The 26,033-nt window shown below is 62.6% G+C and carries 20 protein-coding genes; 10 read left to right on the top strand and 10 right to left on the bottom strand.

From position 1 onward, the window contains the following. The 3 genes from ACK41X_RS07150 to ACK41X_RS07140 all read left to right on the top strand — a co-directional run. On the top strand, nucleotides 1-2,115 hold a 2,115-nt coding region (locus ACK41X_RS07150; RefSeq protein WP_409720707.1), incomplete at its 5' end, for a CHASE2 domain-containing protein. A 166-nt stretch (nucleotides 2,116-2,281) separates the two neighbouring features. Next, the gene (locus tag ACK41X_RS07145) at nucleotides 2,282-3,109 is read left to right on the top strand and encodes an MBL fold metallo-hydrolase (protein ID WP_409720705.1); all 828 of its coding nucleotides are present in this window, start codon (nucleotides 2,282-2,284) and stop codon (nucleotides 3,107-3,109) included. Between the two features lie 224 nt (nucleotides 3,110-3,333). Next, on the top strand, nucleotides 3,334-4,050 hold the full coding sequence (locus tag ACK41X_RS07140) for a Crp/Fnr family transcriptional regulator (protein WP_409720703.1): 717 nt from the start codon (nucleotides 3,334-3,336) through the stop codon (nucleotides 4,048-4,050). Here the strand turns inward: ACK41X_RS07140 and ACK41X_RS07135 are convergent. The 6 genes from ACK41X_RS07135 to ACK41X_RS07110 form a co-directional block, all read right to left on the bottom strand. Continuing rightward, complete coding sequence (locus tag ACK41X_RS07135; RefSeq protein ID WP_409720701.1) at nucleotides 4,043-4,729, bottom strand: transglutaminase-like cysteine peptidase; 687 nt, start codon at nucleotides 4,727-4,729, stop codon at nucleotides 4,043-4,045. The genes ACK41X_RS07140 and ACK41X_RS07135 overlap by 8 nt on opposite strands. Nucleotides 4,730-4,913: 184 nt before the next feature. Beyond that, nucleotides 4,914-5,117 carry a CsbD family protein gene (locus ACK41X_RS07130; RefSeq protein WP_409720699.1) on the bottom strand — a complete coding sequence of 68 codons (204 nt, stop codon included), beginning with the start codon at nucleotides 5,115-5,117 and terminating at the stop codon, nucleotides 4,914-4,916. A gap of 244 nt (nucleotides 5,118-5,361) precedes the next feature. Further along, nucleotides 5,362-6,225, bottom strand: coding sequence for a sugar phosphate isomerase/epimerase family protein (locus ACK41X_RS07125; protein ID WP_409720697.1), 864 nt, complete (start codon nucleotides 6,223-6,225; stop codon nucleotides 5,362-5,364). After that, nucleotides 6,226-7,416, bottom strand: coding sequence for a dihydrodipicolinate synthase family protein (locus ACK41X_RS07120; protein ID WP_409720695.1), 1,191 nt, complete (start codon nucleotides 7,414-7,416; stop codon nucleotides 6,226-6,228). A 34-nt stretch (nucleotides 7,417-7,450) separates the two neighbouring features. Then, on the bottom strand, nucleotides 7,451-8,602 hold the full coding sequence (locus ACK41X_RS07115; protein WP_409720693.1) for a Gfo/Idh/MocA family protein: 1,152 nt from the start codon (nucleotides 8,600-8,602) through the stop codon (nucleotides 7,451-7,453). 81 nt (nucleotides 8,603-8,683) lie between these two features. Continuing rightward, nucleotides 8,684-10,072 (bottom strand): hypothetical protein, encoded by a 1,389-nt coding sequence (locus ACK41X_RS07110; RefSeq protein ID WP_409720691.1) that lies wholly within the window; start codon nucleotides 10,070-10,072, stop codon nucleotides 8,684-8,686. A gap of 423 nt (nucleotides 10,073-10,495) precedes the next feature. Here ACK41X_RS07110 and otsB point away from each other — a divergent pair, with 423 nt between their 5' ends. From otsB to ACK41X_RS07080, 6 genes are all read left to right on the top strand, one after another. Next, a complete protein-coding gene (gene otsB / locus ACK41X_RS07105; RefSeq protein ID WP_409720689.1) occupies nucleotides 10,496-11,323 on the top strand; it encodes a trehalose-phosphatase in 828 nt (275 codons plus the stop codon). Then, nucleotides 11,320-13,122, top strand: coding sequence for a glycoside hydrolase family 15 protein (locus ACK41X_RS07100; RefSeq protein ID WP_409720687.1), 1,803 nt, complete (start codon nucleotides 11,320-11,322; stop codon nucleotides 13,120-13,122). The genes otsB and ACK41X_RS07100 overlap by 4 nt, the downstream gene beginning before the upstream one ends. Continuing rightward, the gene (gene otsA / locus ACK41X_RS07095; RefSeq protein WP_409720685.1) at nucleotides 13,110-14,558 is read left to right on the top strand and encodes an alpha,alpha-trehalose-phosphate synthase (UDP-forming); all 1,449 of its coding nucleotides are present in this window, start codon (nucleotides 13,110-13,112) and stop codon (nucleotides 14,556-14,558) included. Before ACK41X_RS07100 ends, otsA begins: the two co-directional genes overlap by 13 nt. 50 nt (nucleotides 14,559-14,608) lie before the next feature. Next, nucleotides 14,609-14,980: a sensory rhodopsin transducer gene (locus ACK41X_RS07090; protein WP_409720683.1), complete on the top strand. Its 372-nt coding sequence runs from the start codon at nucleotides 14,609-14,611 to the stop codon at nucleotides 14,978-14,980. Nucleotides 14,981-15,112: 132 nt separating this feature from the next. Further along, nucleotides 15,113-16,135 (top strand): hypothetical protein, encoded by a 1,023-nt coding sequence (locus ACK41X_RS07085; protein ID WP_409720681.1) that lies wholly within the window; start codon nucleotides 15,113-15,115, stop codon nucleotides 16,133-16,135. 109 nt (nucleotides 16,136-16,244) lie between these two features. Further along, nucleotides 16,245-16,499 carry a hypothetical protein gene (locus tag ACK41X_RS07080; RefSeq protein ID WP_409720679.1) on the top strand — a complete coding sequence of 85 codons (255 nt, stop codon included), beginning with the start codon at nucleotides 16,245-16,247 and terminating at the stop codon, nucleotides 16,497-16,499. Between the two features lie 226 nt (nucleotides 16,500-16,725). On the opposite strand, the gene ACK41X_RS07075 is transcribed toward ACK41X_RS07080, so the two are convergent. Then, entirely contained in the window at nucleotides 16,726-19,668 is a 2,943-nt protein-coding gene (locus ACK41X_RS07075) for an FAD-binding and (Fe-S)-binding domain-containing protein (RefSeq protein ID WP_409720677.1), read from the bottom strand. Between the two features lie 198 nt (nucleotides 19,669-19,866). On the opposite strand from ACK41X_RS07075, the gene ACK41X_RS07070 reads away from it, so the two are divergent. Beyond that, on the top strand, nucleotides 19,867-21,075 hold the full coding sequence (locus ACK41X_RS07070) for a pyridoxal-phosphate-dependent aminotransferase family protein (protein WP_409720675.1): 1,209 nt from the start codon (nucleotides 19,867-19,869) through the stop codon (nucleotides 21,073-21,075). A gap of 173 nt (nucleotides 21,076-21,248) precedes the next feature. On the opposite strand, the gene boxA is transcribed toward ACK41X_RS07070, so the two are convergent. The 3 genes from boxA to boxC all read right to left on the bottom strand — a co-directional run bounded on the left by boxA (nucleotide 21,249) and on the right by boxC (nucleotide 25,949). Continuing rightward, nucleotides 21,249-22,448 carry a benzoyl-CoA 2,3-epoxidase subunit BoxA gene (boxA, locus tag ACK41X_RS07065; protein ID WP_409720673.1) on the bottom strand — a complete coding sequence of 400 codons (1,200 nt, stop codon included), beginning with the start codon at nucleotides 22,446-22,448 and terminating at the stop codon, nucleotides 21,249-21,251. A 222-nt stretch (nucleotides 22,449-22,670) separates the two neighbouring features. After that, a complete protein-coding gene (gene boxB / locus ACK41X_RS07060) occupies nucleotides 22,671-24,116 on the bottom strand; it encodes a benzoyl-CoA 2,3-epoxidase subunit BoxB (protein WP_409720671.1) in 1,446 nt (481 codons plus the stop codon). 144 nt (nucleotides 24,117-24,260) lie between these two features. Beyond that, complete coding sequence (gene boxC, locus ACK41X_RS07055) at nucleotides 24,261-25,949, bottom strand: 2,3-epoxybenzoyl-CoA dihydrolase (RefSeq protein ID WP_409720669.1); 1,689 nt, start codon at nucleotides 25,947-25,949, stop codon at nucleotides 24,261-24,263. Between the last annotated feature and the right edge of the window lie 84 nt (nucleotides 25,950-26,033).

The following is a 26,033-nucleotide window of genomic DNA, read 5'->3' as shown; positions in this document are numbered from 1 at the left end:
CAAAATCTGCGCTGGCGCAGCTTCGACTTCTTCCAGACCATGAAGCCGCGCGTGGCTGCGCCCGACAAGCGGCCGGCCGTCGTCGTCGATATCGACGAGGCGAGCCTTCAGGCTTACGGACAATGGCCCTGGCCGCGCACGCTGATCGCCGAACTGGTCGACAAACTGCAGAAGGCCGGCACCGCCGTGACCGCCTTCGATATTCTCCTGTCCGAACCGGACCGCATGTCGCCCGCCAATGTCGCGCAGTCGCTGCCGCAGATCGACGAGGCGACCCGCGCGAAGATGAAGACGCTGGCCAGCAACGATGATGTGCTGGCGGCGGTGATCGCGCGCGGCGGCGTCGTCCTCGGGCAGGCGGCGGTGATCTCGGCAACTCCTGCGCCCGACGACACGCCCGGCATCGCCATGCTCGGCGCAGACCCGACGCCGTTTCTGTACAAGTTTGCCGGTCTCCTGCGCAATATTCCCGTGCTGGAAAAGGCCGCCGCCGGCCGCGGCAATCTCACCCTCGTACCCGAGCGCGACGGCGTGGTGCGGCGCGTCCCGCTGATCGTGGAGGCTGCCGGACAGAAGCTCCCCTCCCTGACCATGGAGATCCTGCGGGTTGCGACCGGCGCGGGCGCGCTCCTGATCAATACCGACAAGGTCACCGGCATCCAGTGGGTGGCGATCCAGGGCATTCCGGTGCAGATCCCGACGGACAAGAACGGCCGGATGTGGATCCATTTCTCGCCGCATGATTCGGCCCGCTTTGTGTCGGCGAAGGATGTGCTGGAGGGTAACTTTCCGGCCGACCGCTTTCAGGGCCGCGTTGCGCTGATCGGCACATCCGCGATCGGCCTGCTCGACCTCAAGGCCACTCCGGTCGAAGTCGACATGCCGGGCGTGGAAATCCACGCCCAAATCCTGGAGAACATCTTCACCCAGGCACTGCTGTCGCGCCCGGATTACGCCAACGGCGCCGAACTGCTCATCACCGCCCTGGTTGGTATTTCAATCGTCGCCCTCGCGCCGGTGATGGGCGTGACCGGCCTGCTGGTTTTCGGCTTTCTCACCGGGGTCGCACTGGCCGCAGGCGCGTGGTATTTTTACTCGCAGCACGGATTGCTGTTCGACATCACGTTTCCGCTGATCGCGATTTTCACGACATATCTCACACTGGTCTTCGTCAATTATTTCCGCGAGCAGAAGGATCGCCGAAGAATCCGTTCCGCATTCGCGCACTACCTGTCGCCCACGCTGGTCGAGCAGCTCGCCAATTCGCCGCAGAAGCTGGTGCTCGGCGGCGAGACCAGGAACATGACGATCCTGTTCAGCGACGTGCGCGGCTTTACGTCGATCTCGGAGTCCTTCAAGGACGACCCCCAGGGCCTGACAAGCCTGATGAACCGGCTGCTGACGCCGCTCACCAATTCGATCATCGAACACAAGGGCACCATCGACAAGTATATCGGCGATGCCATCATGGCGTTCTGGAACGCTCCGCTGGACGACCCGATGCATGAAGCGCATGCCTGCGCCGCGGCGCTCGACATGATCCGCAAAATCGATGACCTCAATCATGAGCGCGAGGCCGAGGCGCTGGAGGACGGGGTGCCGTTTCTGCCGATGAGCATCGGTCTTGGCATCAATACCGGCACCTGCGTGGTCGGCAATATGGGCTCGGATCTGCGCTTCGACTATTCGGTACTGGGCGATCCGGTGAACCTGGCCTCGCGGCTGGAAGGCCGCACGCGGACGTATGGCGTACCGATCATTCTCGGCGCCCATACGGCCGAGAAGATTAACGGCCAGTTCGCCGCGTTGCAGATCGACCTGATCACCGTGAAGGGCAAGAGCGAGCCGGAAAGCATCTATACCCTGATCGGGGACGGCAGCGTCGCAAAAAGCGAGTCCTTCAAGCGAATCGCCAGCCTGACGGAGGAAATGCTGGGCTGTTACCGCAGCCGCGACTGGGACGGCGCCGAACACGCGCTGCAGCGCGCCAAGCAGGCGGAAGTGACCTACGGTCTTACCGGCGTCTTCGAACTGTACCAGTCGCGGATCGAAGCATTCCGCGCAGCGCCGCCACCGGACTCATGGGACGGCGTCTATGCGTTCGATACGAAGTGATAACGAAGCTGGCGTAATACACCGCCACGAATGTGAATTCCGGACCCGGGGCCGGACTGGCCACCGAATGCACAAGCACGTGATGGCGCTTGTGACGAACCGGATTGGCTGCGTACGATAACGAAAGAGCCCTGAAGGGCCGCGAACGGGGGCGAAGAAGTTGGCGATGTCGGACTTTCTGATCCGGTTCTGGGGTGTGCGCGGTTCGCTGCCCTGCCCCGGAGCTGCGACCAAGCGCTATGGCGGCAACACACCCTGTATCGAGGTGCGTTGCGGCGATCGTCTGGTCATTCTCGATGCCGGGACCGGGATTCGCGAATTCGGCGCCGCGCTCGACCAGCAGGGCAGCCCGATCGATGCCGACCTGTTTCTGACGCATTGCCATTACGATCATGTGATCGGAATCCCGTTCTTCTCGCCCTTCTTTCAGCCGCAACATCGCTTCCGGATGTGGGCCGGCAATCTCCTGCCGGACTTCAGGCTCAAAGAGGTGATGCAGTCGATGATGAGCGAGCCATTGTTTCCGATCGGCATCGACACATTCCGCGCCGATATCGACTATCGTGACTTTAAGGCGGGCGAGACCGTGAAACTGTGCGAGTCGGTGACGGTCCGCACGGTGCCGCTCAACCATCCGGGCGGCGCCACCGGATATCGCATCGACTATCGCGGGCGGTCATTTTCCTACATCACCGATGACGAATGGCGACGCAGCAAGCCCGATCCGCAGCTGATCGCCATCGCCAAAGGAACCGACCTCCTGATCTACGACACACCCTATACTGAGGCGGAGATCGGCGCCAAGAAGGGCTGGGGTCATTCCACCTGGCGCGACGGGGTGGATTTTGCAAAGGCCGCCGAGGCGAAGACGCTTTGCCTGTTTCACCACGCGCCGGAACATGACGACGACGCGATCGACGTCCTGCTCGCGCAGGCCCGCGCCGTCCACCCTTCGACAATTGCCGCGGTCGAGGGCGACGTCATCCGGTTGTAGCAATTTTCCGGCCCTGAAGCGCCTTCGGACGAAACGGTGCGCCGGTTCGCGTGAAGAAGACGCAGCAAGGCAAGACCCGGAGTCCTTTCGCTATTCATCAAAAGCGAACGGCTCCGGCCGCGTATTCGACGAATGTTTCTTGAGCCCGTCTTGCCGATGTCCGGCGGACATGAAAGGAATCGGCGCAGCGCGCCGACGTCTCCCGACCGGTCGTGGAGTGACCAATGGATTTGGGCTATTTCATCAGTTATCTGATCGAATTCATCGCGTCGAAGATGGACCTGGCCAATCTGCTCGGTTTGATCGGCGCCATCTTTTACGTCGCCTCGATGACGCTGCGGACCATGATCCCGCTGCGTATCGCGGCAATCATCAGCAATATTCTGTTCATGGGATACGGCCTGCTGGCGAAAGCTTTGCCGACCTTCATCATGTACGCCGTGCTGCTGCCGATCAACGTATTCCGGCTCTATCAGATCCAGCAACTGGTGAAGCGTGTGAAGGTCGCCTCCCAGGGCGACCTCGACATGGAATGGCTGAAGCCGTTCATGACGAAGAAGAATTTCCGGAAAGGCGACGTTCTGTTTCACAAGGGCGACGTCGCCAACGCGATGTATTTCACGGTGACAGGAAAGTTTCTGGTCAAGGAATTCGGGGTCGAGCTTCCGCCCGGCCGGGTGATGGGCGAGCTCGGCTTTCTCGCGCCCGACAACAAGCGCACCGCAACCGTCGAATGCATCGAGGACGGCCAGGTGCTGTTCATTATCTATGACAAGGTACGCGAACTCTATTTCCAGGATCCCGATTTCGGCTTCTATTTCCTGAAATTGACCAGCGAGCGGCTGTTGCAGAATATCGCCAGGCTCGAGGGCGAGGTTGAGGTTTGCAAATCGCGGATCCGCGAGCTGGAAGCCGCGGCCAATGCCGCGCGCGCTACATGACGTCGCGTGAGGCTTGACCGGACTCGGTGATCGCCGCCAGCCGGCGCCCCCCGCGATCGAGCTGCGCCAGGACGCGATAATGCGTTTCTGCGAGATCCGCCATCACGAAGCTGCGATTGTCGAGTATAAGCCAGCGCCCATCGAGACGGACCGTGGCGACGGCATGCGTGCCGCGTCCGGAACGGTCTCTCACGATCATCAATTGCAGATCGTGCGGGGCGATGCCTATGTCCTGCAACGCCATGAGTTTGAGGATGGCGTAGTCTTCGCAGTCGCCGGTGCCTGCCGCGACAGTCTCGAGCGGTCTTGCCCAGTAATCGACTGCATCGAATAGCTGTTCGTCGCTCACCGGACGGATTGCGAGATTGACCGCGCGATTGATCTCGCCGATGCGCGCACGGCCTTCCCGCGTGCGCGCGGCTTCCACGATCGTTTCAAAGCGAAGCTCGGTCTCGCTGCACATCCACGGCTCGGCGCGGCAGGCGGCAAGACGGGCTGCATCCTGCGCCATGCGGCGCTGTGCATCTTGCCATTTCGCGGCGAGACCCGGGTGGTGCGTGACTGCCGGAACGAGCAATGCGCGATCGTCTGCATGCAAGGGGCTTGCCCCCATCCATGCAAAGGCCATCATCAGCACGCCGATAAAGCGCAGCATTGCCGGTCCCTCAAGCCGCGCCATCCGAAGTCTTTGCTCCGGTATCGCTGCGGCATCGCAACCGTCCTAGCAGCGCCCCCATGCCATCCGGTTAAGCGATGGCATGCAACTACGCAAAATGGTGAACGCTTTATCCAGCCGCACAAAAAAGGAGGCCTCTCCTTTCGGAGAAGCCCCCTATGTCAGCAGAGCTGCGTTACAGCTTTATTTACCAGCGCTGCGCGCCGTACCAGGTGTCGATGTCCTTCTTCACCTGATCTTTGGCGATGCCATAGCGCTCCTGGATCTTGCCTTCGAGCTGATCGCGGCGACCGTTGATGACGTCGAGATCGTCATCGGTGAGCTTGCCCCACTGCTCCTTGATCTTGCCCTTGACCTGCTTCCAGTTACCTTCGACACGATTCCAATCCATCGTGGATCCTCCGCGTTTTGCGTTCAGGGAATTAATGGCCGACCAACGTTGCAGCGCGGCAAACGTTCCAGGTTCCGCGGTAGAATCCGGGTAAAGAAGGAACGGTAATTGGGTCCGGGCGTTGTTTTCGGGTTCCATCAAAAGGACGTGCGTTAAATCCGGAAGACCACGCGCCGGTGTCCGACCTCGACAAGTCAAATCCGAGCCAAGTCACAGAGGGTCGCACCACCCGGTCACGGAGCGGTCACACCACCGTCTTGTATCGCGCGATCACGGTGTCGAGCACGTCGCCGATCGGCCGCGACCACCAGTCGTTCGACAGCAACTCCACCTCGATGAAGCCATCGAAGCCCTGCGCCTCGACTTCGCGCCGATAGGACGGAATATCGATCACGCCGTCGCCCATCATGCCGCGATCGAGCAGCATGTCCCTGGTCGGCACCAGCCAGTCGCAGACATGGAATGCGAGCAGCCGGTCCTTGCCGACGCGCGCGATCTGTGGCCACACGTCGGCATCCCACCACACATGATAGGTGTCGATCGCAACGCCGATCGCGCCGCTCTGAGCCGGATCGAGTAAGTCGCAGATGTCGAGCGCCTGCCGCAGCGTGTTCACGCAGGCGCGGTCGGCGGCATACATCGGATGCAGCGGCTCGACCGCAAGCGGCATGCCGGCACTCTGTGCGTAAGGCAGCAGTTCGGCGAGCGCGTCGGCCACCTGGGCGTGTGCGGCGCGGATATCCTTCGACGGCGCCGAGCCCGGCCGCGAATATTGCGGCAGGCCGCCCACGACCAGCACGAGGCAAGGCGAACCAAGCGCCGCAGCTTCGTCAATGGCGCGGCGATTATCGTCCAGCATTGCCTGCCGATGCGTGGCGTCGCTGGTGAACATGCCGCCGCGGCAATAGCCGGACAGCCTCAGTCCGGCGTCGCGCACCGCCTTGACGGCGCGCTCCAGCCCGACATGCGCGACCTGATCCCGCCATGGCGACACCGCGCGAATGCCGCGCTGCGCGCAGGCTTCGACGATACCGACGAAGTCCGCCTGCTGGCGGACGGTGGCGGTGTTGATGGACAGCCAGTGGTGATCCTTGGAGAGGTCGCGCATTCACGCTCCGATTCCCCGCACCGTCAGCACAGCGCGCATCCGCCCAACCGCAAGCTCCGGATCGCGCAGCAGCCCCGCCGCATCGGCGAGCCGGAAAATCTCGGCAAGATGCAGCGTCGAACGCGCGCTTTCCTGTCCGCCGACCATGGTGAAGTGATCCTGATGTCCGTTCAGATAGGCCATGAAGACGACGCCGGTCTTGTAGAAGCGCGTCGGCGCCCGGAAGATATGTCGCGACAACGGCACCGTCGGCCCGAGAATGCCGTGGAAGGTCTCGCCGTCATTCTTTGCAAGCGCGACCAGCGCGGCGGCCGCGGCCGGCGCAATTGCGTCGAAAATGCCAAGCAGCGCGTCGGAATAGCCGTGCGCATCGCCCGCGATCAGTTCCGCATAGTTGAAGTCGTCGCCGGTATACATGCGCACGCCTTTGGCCAGGCGCCGGCGCATCGCGATTTCCTTGTCCTTGTCGAGCAGCGAAATCTTCACGCCGTCGACCTTGGCGGCGTGCGCGTTGATGATCTCGACCGCGACATCCATCGCGGCATCGAGGTCTTGCGCGCCCCAGTATCCGGAGAGCGCCGGATCGAACATGTCGCCCAGCCAGTGGATAATGACCGGCTCCTTGACCTGCGACAGCACCCGGCCATAGACCTTGCGGTAATCGTCGCCGGATTGGGCCACCCGTGCCAGCGCGCGTGACGCCATCAGGATGATGCGCCCGCCGAAGGCTTCGATCGCGGCGATCTGCTCCTCATAGGCGCGGATCACGTCGTCAATGCCCATGGCATTTTCCGGTGGGAGCTGGTCGGTCCCCGCGCCGGAGAACACCAGACCACCGCGCGGCTTTGCGGCCGCGACCGAGCGGCGGATCAGTTCCAGCGATTGCGGCCAGCTCATGCCCATGCCGCGCTGCGCCGTATCCATCGCTTCCGCGACGCCGAAGCCGAGATCCCAGAGATGCTCGCGGAACGCGATGGTGCGGTCCCAGTCCACCGCGGCATCGAGCCAGGGATCGCAATCTGCCAGCGGATCGGCCACAACGTGGGCTGCAGCGAACGCGATCCGATTGAGCGGCGCATTCACCTTCGCCGGAAAATTGCCTGGTGCGGAGACCGCGAAGTCTTCCAAGGTGCGGTCGGCACGCGGCAGCGCGATGGTGAGGCCGGCCCGCGGGCGTTCATAGCGGTTCATCTAAAACCTCTCGTCTTGCTGCGCTCTCAGCGGCTCACACCTTCAGCGGCGGCACATCGACGAAGCGCCGCTCCTTCCAGCTCTGCAATGCGCATTCAACCAGCTGCACGCCCTTGGCGCCTTCCAGCAGCGTGTAGCGATAGGGCGCATTCTCCGCGACATGACGGATGAACATCTCCCACTGCACCTTGAAGCCGTTGTCATAGACCTGATTGTCCGGCACCGGCTGCCAGGTGTCGTAGAAATCGATGGGCTGCTTCACGTCCGGATTCCAGACCGGGCGCGGCGTCCCCTGACGCGGCTGGATCACGCATTCGGTCAGGCCCGCGACAGCCGATCCGTTCACGCCATCGACCTGGAACGTCACGAGGTCGTCGCGATAGACCCGCGTCACCCAGCTCATGTTGATGTGCGCGATCACACCGCCTTCCAGTTCGAAGGTCGCGTAGGCCGCATCGTCCGCGGTCGCCTTGTATTCCTTGTTATTCTCGTCCCAGCGCTTCGGGAGGTGCAGCGCCCCGAGACACGAGACGCTTTTGACTTCGCCGAACAGATTGTCGAGCACATAGCGCCAGTGGCAGACCATATCGAGGATGATGCCGCCGCCATCCTCGGCGCGATAATTCCAGGACGGCCGCTGCGCCGGCTGCCAGTCGCCTTCGAACACCCAGTATCCGAATTCGCCGCGCACCGCGATCATGCGGCCGAAGAAGCCCGAATCGCGCAGCATCTTCAACTTGAGCAGGCCCGGCAGGAACAGCTTGTCCTGCACCACGCCGTTCTTGAGACCGGATTCGTTGGCGATCCTGGTAATTTTCACCGCCGAGGCGAGATCGGTCGCGATCGGCTTCTCGCAATAAACATGCTTGCCATGCGCGATCGCCTTTTCCAGAAGCGCAGGCCGCATCTGCGTGGTGCCGGCATCGAAAAACACTTCGTCTTCGGGATTGAGCAGCGCCTTGTCCAGATCGGCGGCCCAGCGTGTCACGCCGTATTGCTGCGCCAGCGCGGAAATCTTGTCCGGATTGCGTCCGACCAGGATCGGGTCCGGCATCACCCGGCTGCCGTCTGACAGAACCACGCCGCCCTGGTCGCGGATCGCGAGCACCGACCGGATCAGATGCTGGTTCATCCCCATGCGCCCGGTGACGCCGTGCATGATGATGCCGAGACGCTTTGCCGCCATTCCCTGGCCCCCGTTCCTGCTGTTCTGACGGCTCTTTTAACTGGTTGGTTAAAAGATGAAAAGTCCGATTTTTCGTCGCATTCAGCGTCCGGAAGCGACCGCCCGGGCCGTGGACGCGCTCCGGATCGAAGCCGGATCGATGGCGGACGCAAAGCCAGGCTGACCGCCCAGCGAACCGATGGCGAGGGCGCCGTCGCGGATCGAGAGCCGCACCGCCCCGTCGCGCGCTTCATACAGATCGGGATGCGCTCTCAGGAACGCCCTTGCCTCCTCGGGCGGCGTTCCGGGAAATCCGCCAACGAAATGATGCCCGTTTCGCTCGGAATGTTCGATCCCGTGAAAGGCTAGCAGCGCGAGATCCTGCTGGACCGCGAGCCCGGCCTGGCAGGTCAGATCCTCCCCGGCGACAAAAACCTGGGCATTGCCGCTTGCGGACCAGCGCGCGGCGCGTGCGCCATTGACCAGCGACTTATAAATGCCCTTGCAGGTCTTCGACGAGATTCCGCGATAGCCGAGCGCGACCGCTTTCGGAAACGTCTCGTAGTCGCTCTCGCCTTCGTCCACGATGACGGCAAAGCGTTGCCCGAATTCACCAAGCGGCGTGCGGAACGTGAGATCGCGCGGCAAGGGCTGCTCAACATAGAGAAGCCGCTGCATCAGATTTGCAAGACCCGGCTGGCGCAGCAACGCCTCGCCGAGCGCCGTCAGATCGTCATGGCTGCCATATTGCTCGTTGGCGTCGAGCGTGACGCGATAGTCGATGGCGGCGCGGTCGAGTTCGGCCGCGATCAGGGCAAGGCGGTCGGCATCGGCCGCGGCATGTCCCGAAAGCTTCAGCTTGAAATAACGGCAGCCGGTCAGCCGGTGAATATCCGATAGCTCCTCAACCGTATCCGCCATGCCTACGGTGTGGCGCAGCATGATCCGCGACAGCGGCTGGCGGCTCTGCAGATAGACCGCAATCGCCGCGTCGTCGATATCCGGCGACAGCCGCGCATCGAGCCCGGCCATATTGCCGCGCAATCCGTCGAACACATTGACCCCATGCGCACGCAGCAACGCGTCGAGGATCGCCTTGTCGATCTGCGCGGGCCCGAACGCAGCGGCAAGGCCGGGAATGGTCTCGCGCGCGCAGGCCGACAATGCATCCGCGTGACATGCCGCGTGATGACCGAACGCGGTGTCGGCGGACTGGCGCGCAAGATAGAGATCGCGGGCGATCGTCAGCGCGCGCCGCAACTGGCCGACGGTCTGGTCCGGGGTGAGCGCCGGATCCTTGTTGAACCATTTCGGAACCAGCAACTCGGCGGTGGCACCGAGGCTGCGCCGCCCATCGCCGGTTTCGATTTCGGCGAACAGAAAGAGCTGGGACGCAGACGTCACCGTGACTGCGCCGAACTTGAAAGGGACACGGAACACAACCGGCCGCTCGAACCAGTCGAGCGAGCAGACCCGGAATTTGGGAGCCATCCTACCCACACACTGCGAATTAACTCATCAGTTAATCCACGGCCTTCCGGTCGCCCGGTCAAGCCCTTGACGCCGCAGCAACGGGTGCGGTCCTGCGGAGGCAGGCAGACCAATTGTGGTACTATATTATTTATTCGGAACTTTTGGGAGCCTTTTGCGTTGCACCAAACACGTCGCGCATAATCCCGTCATTGTACCGCCTGATGGGATTACCTTGACCGATTTAATGGGGGAGATTTCGTCGTATTCATTCTTCCATCGAACGCGGACGCGCTGAGCGTCCTCGGCCGCTGCGGGGCGTCGGGCAAGACGACCGTTTGTAAGCCAGCCGGGCTCGGCACGAAACTCACCCGCCCATCGGCACGATTGCCGCCTGAACATCGCGACCTGAACCTGAACGCGGAGAACGAAAAACCGCCGCCCATGCCGGACACCGAAACCGCCCCTGGAAGCAAAGCCCATGATCACATCGGCGAAGCCGGCACACAAAAGCGGCATTCGTCGCCGCGCGTGCCGCCTGCGCGCGTCGAACGTCACGCATCCGCGATCTTTCTGGATATCGACGGGACGCTCTTGGACATCGCGCCGACGCCGCTATCGGTGCATGTCTCGGACGAATTGCGCAACACGCTCGCCACGCTCAAGGCGCGCTTCGGCGGGGCCATCGCCTTCGTCAGCGGACGGCCGATCGCGGAAATCGACCGGCTCTTTCATCCGCTGCGAATCTCCGCCGTCGGCGGACATGGCGCCGAAATCCGCTTTTCGCCCGATGCCGATATTGCGCGAAGCCAGAAGGCAATGCTCGATGTCGACTTGCGCGAGGCCTTCGCGCGCATCGGCCGCATCGGCGCGGGCGTGATCGTGGAGGACAAGGGCTATTCGCTCGCCATCCACTATCGCCTGGCGCCGAAGCTCGGCGGCGAAATCATGAAAGGCGTATCCGACATCTGCAAGAACCAACGCTGCGACGCTCTCGAAATTCTCCCCGGCAAGTTTGTGATCGAGATCAAGCCCGGCGGCTACGACAAGGGCACCGGTTTGCGCGAAATGATGAATGTGGCGCCGTTCGCCGGACGGCGGCCGATCTTTGTCGGCGACGACATAACCGACAACGCGGCTTTCGCCGTGTTGCCCGACTTCGACGGCACCGGATTTTCCGTCGGCGGCATCGTGCCGGGGGCAAGCTTCAATTTCGACGGGCCGCAGGATGTGCGGCACTGGCTGCGGCTTTTGAGTGAGGATCGTGCATGAGTGAGGCCGCCGTCGACTACGGGCTCGATCTCGCGATTATCGGCAACGGCCGGACCGCAGCGCTGCTGGAGCCGTCCTCGCGCATCACCTGGTGGTGTTTCCCACGCTTCGACAGCGACCCGGTGTTCTGCCGCCTGCTCGCAGGGAAGGAAGACAAAGGCTTCACTGACATCGTGCTGGACGGGCTCAAGCACGTCAAATCCAACTACATGCGCAACACGCCGATCGTCGTCACCGAACTGACCGATGAACACGGCGGCGCGATCCGCATCACCGACTTCGCACCGCGATTCCAGAATCTCGACCGCATCTATCGCGCGCCGCAGCTCGTGCGAATCATCGAACCGATCGCGGGCTTGCCGCGCATCACCATCCGGTTTCGGCCGACTTACAATTACGGAACGCCCGTCACCAATCACGCACTCGGCAGCAATCACATCCGCTATTGGGGCGGCGAGATGCAGCTGCGCCTGACCACCGACGCGCCGCTTTCCTATATCGAGCGGGAATCGTCGTTCGTCGTGACCCGACCGCTGCACATGGTGTTCGGCGCCAATGAGCCGTTTCCGGCCGCACTGGCTCCGACCTGCCGCGACTTCCTGGATCGCACCCGCGACTATTGGCGCGAATGGGTCCGCCGGCTGAACCTGTCCTATGACTGGCAGGATCCGATGATCCGTTCGGCGATCACACTGAAACTCTCCAATTTCGAGGAGACCGGCGGCATCGTCGCCGCGCATACCACCTCGATCCCGGAATCGCCCGGATCGCAGCGCAACTGGGACTATCGCTTCTGCTGGCTGCGCGATGCCTATTTCGTGGTGAAGGCGCTCAACCGCATCGGCGCCACCCGCACGATGGAGGATTTCATCCTCTACATCGTCAATCTGGTTTCGGAAGAAGCCGAGATGATCCGGCCGGTTTATCCGATCGTGCCGACCGACACGATGGACGAACGCGTTGCGCAGAATCTCACCGGCTTCCGCGGCGACGGGCCGGTGCGGATCGGGAATGCAGCGGCCGAGCAGGCGCAGCACGACACCTATGGCAGCGTCATCCTTGCGGCAATGCCGATGTTCTTCGACCGCCGGCTGCCGCAGATGGGCGATGAATCGCTGTTCCAGTTGCTGGAGGTGCTGGGACGTAAGGCCGAGCGGCTGGCGCTCACGCCCGATGCCGGCATCTGGGAATATCGCGGGCGGCAGCGCATCCACACGCATTCAGTGGCCATGTGCTGGGCCGGCTGCAACCGGCTGGCGGCGATCGCGCAACGGCTCGGCTTTGTCGAGCGCGCCAATTACTGGAACGACGTGGCGGATCGCCTGCATGCGGCGATGCTGGACAAGGCCTGGAACGCCAAGCGCGGCGCTTTCACCGGCGCCTTCGGTTCCGACGACCTCGACGCCAGCGTGCTGCTGCTCCACGAACTGGGCGCCGTCGAGGTCGACGATCTCCGGTTCATCTCGACGGTTTCGGCGATCGAGCGCGAACTTCTGCGCGGCAACCACGTTATGCGTTATGCCAGCCCCGACGATTTCGGCGTGCCGGAAGGCGAGTTCCTGATCTGCCGCTTCTGGCTGATCGATGCCTGGTGGTCGCTGGGCCACAAGGAAAGGGCGCGCGACCTGTTCGTCGACGCCTTGCGCTATACCAATCGCTACGGGCTCCTGGCGGAGCATATCCATATGAAAGACGGGCAGCTTTGGGGTAACTTCCCCCAGACCTATTCAATGGCAGGACTGATCCTGACTGCGATGCGCCTGTCGCGAAGCTGGGAGGACCGGTATTGGCGCGGCTAGTCGTCGTCTCGAACCGCGTATCGGTGCCGAAATCCGGCACCCGTGCCGGTGGCCTCGAAGTCGCCGTGCTGGCGGCGCTGAAGCGAAATCCGGGCATCTGGTTCGGATGGAGCGGCCGCCTCTCCACCAATGTGCTCGCGACGCGGGAGATCAAGGGCGATCCGGTCTCCTACGTTCTTACCGACCTGCCGAAAGAGGCTTATGACGAATTCTATTACGGCTTCGCCAACCGGGTGCTGTGGCCGATCCTGCATTACCGGCTCGATCTCGCAGAGTTTTCGCGCCAGGATTTGTCCGGCTACACCAAGATCAACGAGCATTTCGCCGATGAGCTGCACGACATCCTGAAGCCGGACGATATTGTCTGGGTCCACGATTATCATTTCCTGCTGCTGGCAAAGGCGCTGCGCGAGCGCGGCCACACCAATCGCATCGGGTTTTTCCTTCACACGCCGTTCCCGCCCGTCGAGATCATCACCGGGCTTCCGCATCACGAGCGCATCATCTCCGCGCTTTGCCATTACGATCTGGTCGGCTTCCAGACCGAGACCGATGCCCGCAACTTTGCGCGCTATGTCGAAAACGAGTGCCGGTATCCGGGCGATCGCAGAAGCGGCTACATGACCGGCGAGCGCACCGTCAGGATCGGGGACTTCCCGGTGGGCGTCGAGGTCGACAGCTTCAACAAGATGGCGCGACGCGCGATCCGCTCCTCTTTCGTGGAGGGCGTGCTGCAGTCCCTCTCCGGCCGCGCGATGATTATCGGGGTCGACCGGCTGGACTATTCCAAGGGCATCGAGAACCGCCTGGCGGCGTTCGAGCAGTTTCTCGGCACCTATCCGGAATGGCGCGACAACGTCACGTTCCTTCAGATCACGCCCAAGAGCCGCTCCGAGATTCCCGAATACAAGCAGATGGAGATGAACGTCTCGGCGACCGTCGGCCGGGTCAACGGCATGTATGGCGAGGCGTCGTGGACTCCGATCCGCTACGTCAATCGCGCCCATACCCGCACCGCCCTGTCGGGCCTGTACCGCGCCGCGCGTGCGGCACTTGTGACGCCGCTTCGCGACGGCATGAACCTTGTCGCCAAGGAGTTTGTCGCCGCGCAGGACGCAGACGACCCCGGCGTGCTGATCCTGTCGCGCTTCGCCGGGGCCGCCGTTGAGTGCAAGCCGGCGCTGCTGGTCAATCCCTACGACAACGAGGCCGTCGCCGCCGCCATCCACCGCGCGCTCACCATGCCGCTCGAGGAGCGCAAGGCGCGGCACAATGCGCTTTATGACATCATCTCGAAAAATGACATTAACGAATGGCCTATCCGCTTCCTGTCGGCATTGACGGGGACTGCCACGATGGACGGCGCCGCAGAGGCAAGCTCGAAGCCCGGCTCCGGAACGAGGCAACCGCGACGGCTGTCGGTCGGAAACCTGTAACGACACGCGCGATTTGAATTTCACGACCAGGAATGAAAGGAGGTGCGACCATGTCCGCTATTGGGAAAACGCGCTGGGCCATCCCTGAGGGCTATATCCCTTCGCAAAGCATCTCGCAGGACCGCGCACTCCTGTCCCACGAGACGGCCTGCATTCTGAATGCGGGCGATCGCGAGGCGAATATCCGCCTGACGGCCTATTTCGCCAACCGTGAACCTGTGGTCTATCGCGTTGTCGTTCCCCCGCGCCGGACACTGCACCTGCGCTTCAACGATCTCACCGATCCGGAGCCCATTCCGCTTGATACCGATTACGCATCGGTGTTCGAGTCCGACGTCCCCATTGTCGTGCAGCATACGCGGCTCGATTCCCGCCGCGCCGAAATCGCGCTGCTCTCGACCGTGGCCTACGGCGAGGATTAGCCAGAGGTCGTCTCTCAGCGGCGGTCGTCCGTCGGTGCCGTTATCCGCGAGGGCTCAACCGAAACGCTCTATGCGTCCGAGCGAGGCCGTAAAATGCTAGTTGCAAATGCTTCTTAATAGCGATAATGGAGAATGGGCGGCATCGGATCCGGTACCGGGAAGCGCGGCATGACATGGGGCGAATTAGTGCAGACTGAAACCGGCGCGAAAGATTTGCGGCGCGGTCCAAGCGGAGCGCTGGCGGTGGCCTGCGTTACGCTGTTGACCGTCACAGCATTGGCGATGTCCGATGAAGCTGCGGCTCAGGCGGCAGAAACATCCAATAGAGAAACGCGCATTGGAAACGACATCCCCGAGGTGCCAGGTGATGACATTTTCGGTTTCACCTCAACCACCGACACCGGCAAAAAAGGTGACCGGGGCATTGCCAACGAGATCACCGGGTTTCATGGCAGACGTGACGGCCGCTACAATGTTCTGAGCAACAAGACAGAATATAGCTATAGCCCAGCCGATGACTGGTGGGTTGCGGCGTCGGGCTTCATCTCAAATCATCGCATCCGTGGTGTCACCGGCGTTGCTGACAACAGCATCACGCATTTCGACGGCTTCTCTGCGGAAGTCCAATACAGATTCATCAAGCGCAGCAGATCGAACCCGTTCGCGCTCGCAGTCGCGGTCGAACCTGCCTATGCGTTCAGTGATCTCACTACTGGGCAGAAATCAGAAGGGTACGGTGCCGCTTTCAAGCTTCTGGTCGACGCTGTGATCGTTCCCGACAAGCTGTTCTGGGCCGCCAACGCTATCTGGTTGCCGGTGCGCTCGCAGGACATCGAAGATCGCAGTATTTGGCTGACTACATCAGCCAGCCAGCTTTCGGCCGCGCTCACGTGGCAGCTCTCGCCGAGCGTTTTTGTTGGTGTTGAAGTGCGGCAGATGACTATCTATGGCGGAACTTTTTTCAAGGAGCGCATTGGCTACGCCAATTATCTCGGGCCGACGCTGCTCTGGAAGCTCACAGACAAGATCGCGTTTAACACCACCTGGCAACCGCAAATCTCCGGCCGATCTTCGGATAATCCGACTTTGCGTCACGACCTCGACAACTTTGAGCGCGCGCAATTTCGCTTCAAGCTGGCGATGGAGTTGGACTAGGCTCGCGGATAAAGCCTCACAGCTTCAGCGCCTGACAGACCTATCGGACTTGCCGACTTTACACATTCTTATTTTTGAATATTTGTCGAGCTTTGAGGGGTCAGGGATCATGTTTGCACCTCGCTGGATTCAATTGCCGCTTCTTATCGCAGTAATGTTGTTGCCTGTCAGCGCAACGCCGCAAACTCTGGAAAAATCACCTGCGGCCGTTTCTGAAAGTCACGGGAATCTTGCCGAATTCGTGCATGGCGCGCCGCCCAACCCACCGAAATCTGGCTTCGCGCTGCCGGAGGGCGGATTTACGATAACTGGTGGGAAGCGCTCGACTGTTCCAGACAACATGCGCCGCCTGCCACGCTTTTGATGGAAGGGCGCTCAATTGGGGAAGCGCCGAGGAGCCAGCCTATATCGGGACCGAGGCAAACATTTTTCCGCACGAGGTCTTACATAAAATCCTCAATGGTCATCCCGGAGTGGCGATGATCAACATGCGAGGGTTTCCGCTTGAGGACGCCATCGATATTCTCGTTTACTCGCGAACATTGCCAACAAAGTGACGGATATTCTCTGAGGTTTTTCAGGCCGTTCGGCTACTTGGAATTTACCAGACACCCCGCCAGAACGCGCGCGACATGCACGGCGTCGCGGCCGGCGCCGTCGTGGATCTGGTGGCGGCAGGAGGTGCCGTCGGCAACGATGATCGCGTCCTCGGGCGCCTTGCGCACGGCCGGCAGGAGCGACAATTCACCCATGGCGAGCGAAACGTCGATGGTGTCGTCGCCGTAGCCGAACGCACCGGCCATGCCGCAGCAGCTCGATTCCAGGATCTCGACCGCAAGCTCGGGCACGAGCTTGAGCACGGCCTGCACCGGCGCGAAGGCGTCGAAGGCCTTCTGATGGCAATGCCCGTGCACCAGCGCGCGGCGCGGCATCGGCTTGAGTTTCAGATCGAGCCGTCCGGCCTTGTGCGCGCGTAGCAGGAACTCCTCGAAGGTGAGCGCCAGAGATGCGAGCTTTTGCGCCGCCTCGGTCCGTACCAGTGCGGGAATTTCGTCGCGGAAGGACAGGATGCAGCTCGGCTCAAGGCCGATCAGCGGAACGCCCTGTTCGACAAACGGGACAAGGGCAGCCAGCGTGCGCTGCGCCTCTGCACGCGCCTGGTCGACCGCGCCGACCGACAGGAAGGTGCGGCCGCAGCAGAGCGCACGCCTGTTGCCGTCCGCGGGCCGCGCCACCTCCACGGCATGACCGGCCGCCGTCAGCACCGCGATCGCGGCGTCGAGATTTTCGCGCTCGAAATAGCGGTTGAAGGTGTCGGCGAAGAGGACGACGGTGCGGTCTTGTTCGCCGCGCACTCCGGCATCAGCATCCCGAAACACATCCCGCCGCCACCGAGGCAAAGTCCGCCGCGCCGACAAGCCCGCGATCCGCTCCGACAGCCATGCCGCACCCGGTACGACATTGCGCGCATTCATCAGCCACGGAACCCTTGCCGCATACGGCGCATAGCGCGGCAGCCAGCCGACCAGCCGGTCGCGCAGCGAAAAACCGAAGCGCGCGGCCCGCGCCGCCTGCACCTCGATCTTCATGCGCGCCATGTCGACGCCGGTTGGACATTCGCGGCGGCACGCCTTGCAGGAGACGCACAGCTTCATGGTCTCCGCCATCTCGTCCGAGGTCAGCGCATCGGGACCGAGCTGACCCGTCACGGCAAACCGCAGCGAATTGGCGCGCCCGCGCGTGACGTCGCGCTCGTCGCGGGTGACGCGATAGCTCGGGCACATCACGCCGCCCTCGATCTTGCGGCAGGCGCCGTTGTTGTTGCACATTTCGACCGCGCCCTGGAAACCACCGCCCGCGCCGGGCCAGGCCGACCAGTCAAGCTTTGTCGCGATATCCTCGCCGCGATAGCCGGGCTTGAAGCGGAAGTTCGTTGCATCGTCGAATTTCGGCGCATGCACGATCTTGCCGGGATTGAACAGGCCGTCCGGATCGAACCGCGTCTTCACCTCCTCGAACGCCCGCACGAGACGCTTGCCGAACATGAATTCGTGAAATTCCGAGCGCACGATCCCGTCGCCATGTTCGCCGGAATGCGAGCCCTTGTAGTCGCGCACCATTGCAAACGCCTCTTCGGCGATCGCGCGCATCGCCTTGACGTCCTTCTCAAGCCGCAGGTTGAGCACGGGGCGTACATGCAGACACCCCGCGCCGGCATGGGCGTACCAGGTGCCGCGGGTGCCATGCTTCTCGAACACGGCAGTGAGCCGCGCCGTATAATCGGCGAGATGTTCGAGCGGCACCGCGCAATCCTCGACGAAGGAGACCGGCTTCCCCTCCTCCTTCATCGACATCATGATGTTGAGGCCCGAGGTGCGCACCTCGGTGATCTGTACCTGCAAGGCCGGATCGAGAACCTCGACCACGCCGCCCTGCTTTGCGCCGCTATTGGTCCAGGCGTAACCGAGATCGCCCATCAATTCGCCGAGCCGTTTCAGGCGGCGCAGATTCTCGTCGTGATCCTCCTCGCCGAATTCGACCAGCAGGATCGCATCCGGCGCACCGCGCACGAATTGCTCCAGCGTCGGACGGAAGATTGCGATCTCGCGGGCGAGCTCGATCATGGTGCGGTCGATCAGTTCGACGCCGATCGGCTTCAGCCGCACGATATGCTGGGCTGCATCCATCGCATCGTAGAACCGGCCGAAATGGCAGGCGCCCACCGCGCGCCTGCCGAGCAGCGGGGCGAGCTTCAGCTCGACCTGCGTGGTGAAGCCGAGCGTGCCTTCAGAGCCGATCAGGATATGCGCGAGATTGAGATCGTTGCGGCCCGGCAGAAATGCATCGAGATTATAGCCGCCGACCCGGCGCTGCACTTTCGGAAACCGCTTTTCGATTTCGTCGGCCTCGCGCGCACCAAGCGCGAGCAGGTCGGAGGCGAGCGAGGCCATCGGCGACGATGGCGGAAATTCCGCCAAGCTTGGCGAGGCCGGGCCGAAAGTTGCGGTGCTGCCATCGGCGAGGACCGCATTCACCGAGATCACGTTCTCCCGCGTATTGCCGTAGCGCATGGAGCGCGCGCCGCAGGAATTGTTGCCGGTCATGCCGCCGATGGTGGCGCGCGACGCGGTGGAGATGTCGACCGGAAACCACAAGCCGTGCGGCTTGAGCGCGCGGTTGAGATCGTCGAGTACAATGCCCGGCTCGACCGTGCAGCGTCGTCCTTCGACATCGATCTCCACAATGCGGTTGAGATATTTCGAGCAATCGATCACGAGCGACGCATTCACCGTCTGCCCGCATTGCGAGGTGCCGCCGCCGCGCGCCAGGACCGAGACGCCATCTTCACGCGCGATCGCGATGGCGCGTGCGGCGTCGTCTATCGTCCGCGGCGCCACCACGCCGAGCGGCATGATCTGATAATGCGACGCATCGGTAGCGTAGCGACCGCGGGTGAAGCGGTCGAACCGGATGTCACCCTGGACCTCGGATTTGAGCCGCCGCTCCAGGCCCGGCCGCAAAGTCTCAGACAAAACCAAACTCCTCCCGGCGGCCCGTTCTCGGGTCGCGCCCTTGGGCGCGCCACCCTCCAATGCGGCTATGCGATCAGCTTATGCTGCGTTGGGGCTTGACCGGACTGTCGCATTCGGTGTTCATCCCGGCAAGTTCAGGCCGCGAAAGCGGCCCTCTTGCCCTCCGGGCAAGCCCCTGATTATCGGAGCTTTTCGACGATGGCCCAGAATTCCTCGCGCGCCGCCGGGCGCCATTTCCTGCAGATCCCGGGGCCGACCCCGGTGCCGGACCGCGTGCTGCGCGCCATCGACCGGCCAGTGATCGACCATCGCGGACCGGAATTCGCCAAGATGGCGAAGTCGGCACTGGAGGGCATCAAGACCATTTTCAAGACCGCCAATCCGGTGATCATCTACACCGCGACCGGCACCGGCGCCTGGGAAGGCGCGCTGGTCAACACCCTGTCGCCCGGGGACAAGGTGCTGATGGTCGAGACCGGCCAGTTCGCCACGCTCTGGAAGAAGATGGCGGAGAAGTTCGGACTGAGGGCCGAGTTCATTTCGACCGACTGGCGCACCGGCGCCGATCCGGCCGTGATCGAGGCGCATCTGCGCAAGGATACCAACAAGGAGATCAAGGCGGTCTGCGTGGTCCACAACGAGACCTCGACCGGCTGCTCGACCTCCATTCCCGCGATCCGCAAGGCGATCGATGCTGCGGATCATCCGGCGCTTCTGATGGTCGACACCATCTCCTCGCTCGCCTCGACCGATTACCGGCATGACGAATGGGGCGTGGACGTTGCGGTCGGCGGCGCGCAGAAGGGCCTGATGATGCCGCCCGGCATGTCCTTCAATGCGCTGAGCCCGAAGGCACTGGAAGCCTACAAAACCGCGAAGCTTCCCAAGTCGTTCTTCGACTGGGACGACATGATCAACATGAACAAGGTCGGCTTCTTCCCCTATACGCCGGCGACGCTGATGCTGAGCGGCCTTGTCGAAGGCATCGCGATGCTGCACGAGGAAGGGCTCGACAACGTGTTCGCGCGCCATGACCGGCTGGCCGAAGCCGTGCGCCGCGCGGTCACGCATTGGGGACTCGAAATTCTCTGCCGCGATCCGAAGCATTATTCATCGACAGTGACCGCGATCCTCCTGCCGGAGGGTCACAATGCCGACGCCTTCCGAACGCTTGCGCTTGAGCATTTCAATATTTCCTATGGCGCGAGCTTCGGCCCCTATGCCGGAAAGTATTTCCGCATTGGCCATCTCGGCGACACCAACGATGCCACCATCATCGGAGCGCTTGCCGCGACCGAAATGGCGCTGGCGCTGGCCGCCGTGCCGCACAAGAAGGGTGGCGTCCAGGCCGCGATGGATTATCTGATCTCGGCGCATTCTGCGCCGGCCCGTCAAGCGGCGGAGTAATCGTACCGTCCGCAGACTTTTGATCCGTCACCCTGAGGTGCCCGGCCAACGGCCGGGCCTCGCAGGGCGGCGGCCACTCGTTTCCCGACTTGTCGCGCCGGCTGCATGGCTTTTCGCCATGTCATGCAAAAACACAGGATAGCTCGCTCCTGCGAGAGCGACAGCAGGAAAGATCAATACGTCTCGACATGATAGCGGCCCTGGGATCGCATCGCGGCGCGCAGTTCGGCCCAATCCATGCCTGAACTGCGGCAGATATCGGCCAGCGCCTCATCCACGCCGGCTTCCATGCCCTTCAGTCCGCAAATGTAGATGTGCGTCTTTTCCTGCTTCAGAAAAACCGCGACCTCGTCTGCGGTCGCGCGCATCCGGTCCTGCACATAGGTCTTCGGCTCGCCGGGCACCCGCGAATACGCAAAATGCTTGCGCAACAGCCCGTCCGGCACTTTCTGCAGCGGACCGAAATACGGCAGCTCCTCCGGCCGCCGCGCGCCGAAATAGATCACCATGCGGCCGGGCGCATCGCGCATGGTGCGGCGGCGCCGCTCGGTGAAGCCGCGGAAAGGCGCAGAGCCGGTGCCGGTGCAGATCATGATGATATTGGCGGACGGATCGTCCGGCATCAGGAAGGTCGCGCCGAACGGCCCCGTCACCTGAACCTGATCGCCCTTTTTCAGGTCGCAGAGATAGTTCGAGCAGAGCCCCTGCGGCTCGCGCTTCACCGTGAGCGCGAGATTGTTGTGCTTCGGCCGTTCGCCATCGCGCGAACTGGCGACCGAATAGAGCCGGATCACATGCGGCTTGCCGGTCGCGTCGGTCCCAGGTGGGATAATGCCGATGCTCTGGCCCTCAAGGACCGGGAACGTGGTGTCGCCGAAATCCAGAATGATGTGGCGCACGTCGTTGTCGGCATCGGGATCGGTCAGGCGATAATTGCCGGTGACGGTGGCGACCGCCGGACGGCTGCGGTTATAGAGATTGATGGTCGGCTTGCTGGCGGACTTTGGCGCCACGGACTTGCCGCCGCTGCCGGAATGCGCCTCTGCAATCAGTTTCGCGGCTTCGTCGTCGTCCGCCTCCCCCGCGGCGCCATCTCCACTCGCAATCTCCTCCTGCGGCGGCAATTCCTCCCAGCCGAACTGCTCCTCGATGGAGTAGGCGTTGGCAACGATTCGCCAGTTATCGATCGAGCCGGTCGGACAGGGCGAAATGCAGTCAAGGCAGAAATTGCACTTCTCCGGATCGACGACGTAGTTGTTGTCATCGTGCGTGATCGCATCGACAGGACAGGTCTCCTCGCAGGTATTGCAGCGGATGCAGATCTCGGGATCGATCAGATGCTGCTTGTGCGGCGTTGTTGTGGTCGCGTCCATGTGTCTGCTCTCGGCAATGCACAGCGCCTCTTCTCCCTCCCCCGTTCACGCGGGAGGGTCGGCTGACGCAGACAAATTCACGCGGTTTGCGCAAGCTTGACTGCGGGCGAAGCGAAGGGGATCGGGGTGGGGGATTTTCTTATCCGCACCAAGCCCCACCCGGCTCACCGCTTCGCGTCTCGCCACCCTCCCCCGCAGGCGGGTGAGGGAAAAGAAAGAGGGCTACGCCGCGATCTTTACGTACTCGAAATCGCCCGGCTTGTTGTCGATTCCGACCTTGGGCGGCGAAATCCAGTTCGCGAATTTCCCCGGCTCGGTGACCGGCTTCATCAGCGCCTCGATGAAGTCGCCGTCCGCCTTCGACGGCAGATATTTGTCGCGCTGCTTGGCCCATTCGGCATCGTTCAGGATCACGCCGGACGGCGTCGCATGCACGTCCTTGAACTCGCCGACATGGCGGTGGAACGCGACATGCGGCAATTCGAGACGGAAGTTCACGCCCGCCTTTTCGATCACCTTGTTCCAGCGGTCCACGCCCTTGGCGCAGTCGGCGGTGTAGTCATCGCGCAGGCGCATGTTGAGCGCAGTCAGCGCCGGCTCGTCGACCCGCTTGATCTCGCCGTCGACCAGCTTCAGCACCGGATAGGTGTCGTTGGTGAGACGATGATCGTCCTGGATGCGGGTTTCCTGATAGCGGCCCTTGATTCCGGAATTGTAGGCGTTCGCGGCATTGGTCGAGACCTCGGAGCCGAACAGGTCGAGCGACAGCGAGTAATGCAGGTTCAGCTTCTTCTGGATGGTCGGCAGGTCGATCACCCCGAGCTTGCGCACCTTCTCGATCTCGTTCGGATCCTCGATGCCGGCTTGCTTCATCGCCTCGCAGGTGCGCTGCACGGTCCGGGATATGCCGGTCTCGCCCACGAACATATGATGCGCTTCCTCGGTCAGCATGAAGCGGCAGGTGCGCGACAGCGGGTCGAAGCCGGACTGCGCCAGGCTTTCGAGCTGCATCTTGCCGTCGCGGTCGGTGAAGAAGGTGAACATGAAGAAGGACAGCCAGTCCGGCGTCGCCTCGTTGAAGGCGCCGAGCATGCGCGGCGCCTCGGCCGAGCCGGAGCGGCGGCGCAGCAGATCGTCGGCCTCCTCGCGGCCGTCACGGCCGAAATACTTGTGCAGCAGATACACCATCGCCCAGAGGTGACGGCCTTCCTCGACATTGACCTGGAACAGATTGCGCATGTCGTAGAGCGAGGGCGCGGTCTTTCCGAGATGGCGCTGCTGCTCGACCGAGGCCGGTTCGGTGTCGCCCTGGATCACGATCAGCCGGCGCAGCAGCGCACGATGTTCACCCGGCACTTCCTGCCAGGCCGGCTCGCCGAGATGCTGGCCGAAATTGACCTTGCGGCCTTCCTCGGCGGGAGCAAGAAGAACGCCCCAGCGATATTCCGGCATGCGCACATAATCGAACTTGGCCCAGCCCTTCGGATCGACCGAGACCGCGGTGCGCAGATAGACGAGAGATTGCTGGAAGCCTTCCGGTCCCATGTCCTGCCACCAGTCGAGATAGCCGGGATGCCAGGTCTCCAGCGCCTTCAAGACGCGTGCATCTTCCGTGAGGCCGACATTGTTCGGAATGCGGGTCGAGTAATCGACATTCATGTAGTTCATCGGACGCTCCTCTATTCTTTTGCGATCACTTCTCTCGGTCCGTCATCCTGAGGTGGCCCTCGAAGGATGGCGGGCAGTGCCCTGGGCCGTCGCTCTGCGAGGCTCGCCGCGGCGCGGCTCGCGCCTCAGGGTGACGGCGATAGATCAAACCCGCCGCATATCGAACACCGGCTTCTGGCCGGTGCCGTAGCGGCGCAGCGCGCCTTGCTCGCCGACCGCATTCGGCCGCTGGAAGATCCAGTTCTGCCAGGCGGTCAGGCGCGCGAAGATTTTCGATTCCATCGTCTCCGGTCCGCCGAAGCGCAGATTGGCTTCGAGGCCGGTGAGCCCGTCGGGCGAGAAGCTTGCACGCTCTTCCAGGAAGATGCGGATTTCGTCCTCCCAGTCGACGTCGTCATAGGCGAAGGTCACGAGGCCGAGCTTTTCGGCTTCTTCCGCGTCCAGCATCGTGCCGATTGCGGCCTTCGCCTTGTCGAGCGCGCCCTTGTCGTCGAGGAACCGGCTCTCCAGCCGGCTGATGCCGTTCGGCATCGGATAGGCGCCGAAATTGGCTTCGCTCAGCGCGATCGTGGCCGGCGGGCGGTTGCCGCCATTGAGCTGCCCGATCAGCATGTAGGAGCGGTCGCAGGCAAAGGCGATTTCGGCAAGCGTGCCGGCAAAGCACGAACCCGGCTCGATGACGGCGACCAGCGAGCGCGAGGTAACATCGACGCGCTTGAGCACGCGTTTCCAGTAATTGCGGATCTCCCGCGCAAGCCAGTTGGTCTTGTTGGCCTCGAGGAAGGCGTCATGGGCCAGCACCTTGTCCGGCTCGCCTTCCGACTTGAACACGATGACGGCGATGTCGCCCTCATTGGTGCGGATATCGAGGATCGCATCGTCCAGTTCGCGCGCAATCCGCAGCGGCCAGAATTCGGCGCCGAGCGCGGTCATCTCGTCGACACTTGCGGGCGGCGGCAGATCGGGGCCGCGCAGCGTAATAGTGGCGATCCGCTGGCCGCGGTCGAGGGACACCGTCACACACGAATAGTCGCAGGTGTCGCCGGTCCATTTCTTCTTCAGCGGCGTCAGCGTAATGCCTTTGGCGCCCGCGGGCCGGTCGGACTTCGCGGCGAATTCCTTTGCGCGCGCGGCGACGATGTCGTCCAGCTTCGGCGCGGCGACGACCTCGTCGACGAGGCGCCAGTCCACCGCACGCTTGCCCTTCACGCCTTCCTCCGTGGTGCAGAACACATCGGCATGGTCGCGGCGGACTTTGCGCTTGTCGGTGACACGCGTCAGGCCGCCGGTACCCGGCAGCACGGCGAGCAGCGGCAATTCCGGCAGCGACACCGCGGACGAGCCGTCGTCCACCAGCATGATGTGGTCGGCGGCGAGCGCCAGTTCATAACCGCCGCCGGCGCAGGAGCCGGTGACCACACAGATGGTCTTCAGTCCGGATGTTTCGCTCGAATCCTCGATGCCGTTGCGGGTCTCGTTGGTGAATTTGCAGAAATTCACCTTATGGTCGTGGGTCGCACCCGCCAGCATGCGGATATTGGCGCCGGCGCAAAACACGCGCGGCTTGGCCGAGCGGAGCAGCACGACCTTCACCTCGGGATGCTCGAAGCGCAGCCGCTGCAGCGCGTCAGCAAGTTCGATATCGACCCCGAGATCGTAGGAGTTCAGCTTGAGCTGGTAGCCTTCGAACAGGCCGCCATTCTCGTCGACATCCATGGCGAGCGTGGCCACGTCGCCGTCGAAGGACAATTTCCAGTGCCTGTAGCGTGAGGGGTCGGTCTCAAAACCGATACGAGTCAAGCCGTTAGCAAGCTTTCGGGCGTTGTCAGCCATCCCTGAACCCCGGTTTCTGCTGGTTTTGATGAACATGCACTATAGTGCATGTTGACCGCGAGTCCAGCGGAAATTTAGTGCCGT

The organism is Pseudorhodoplanes sp. (genome assembly GCF_046289595.1).
Classification (GTDB): domain Bacteria; phylum Pseudomonadota; class Alphaproteobacteria; order Rhizobiales; family Xanthobacteraceae; genus Pseudorhodoplanes.
This window is presented reverse-complemented; position numbering and strand designations above follow the sequence as displayed.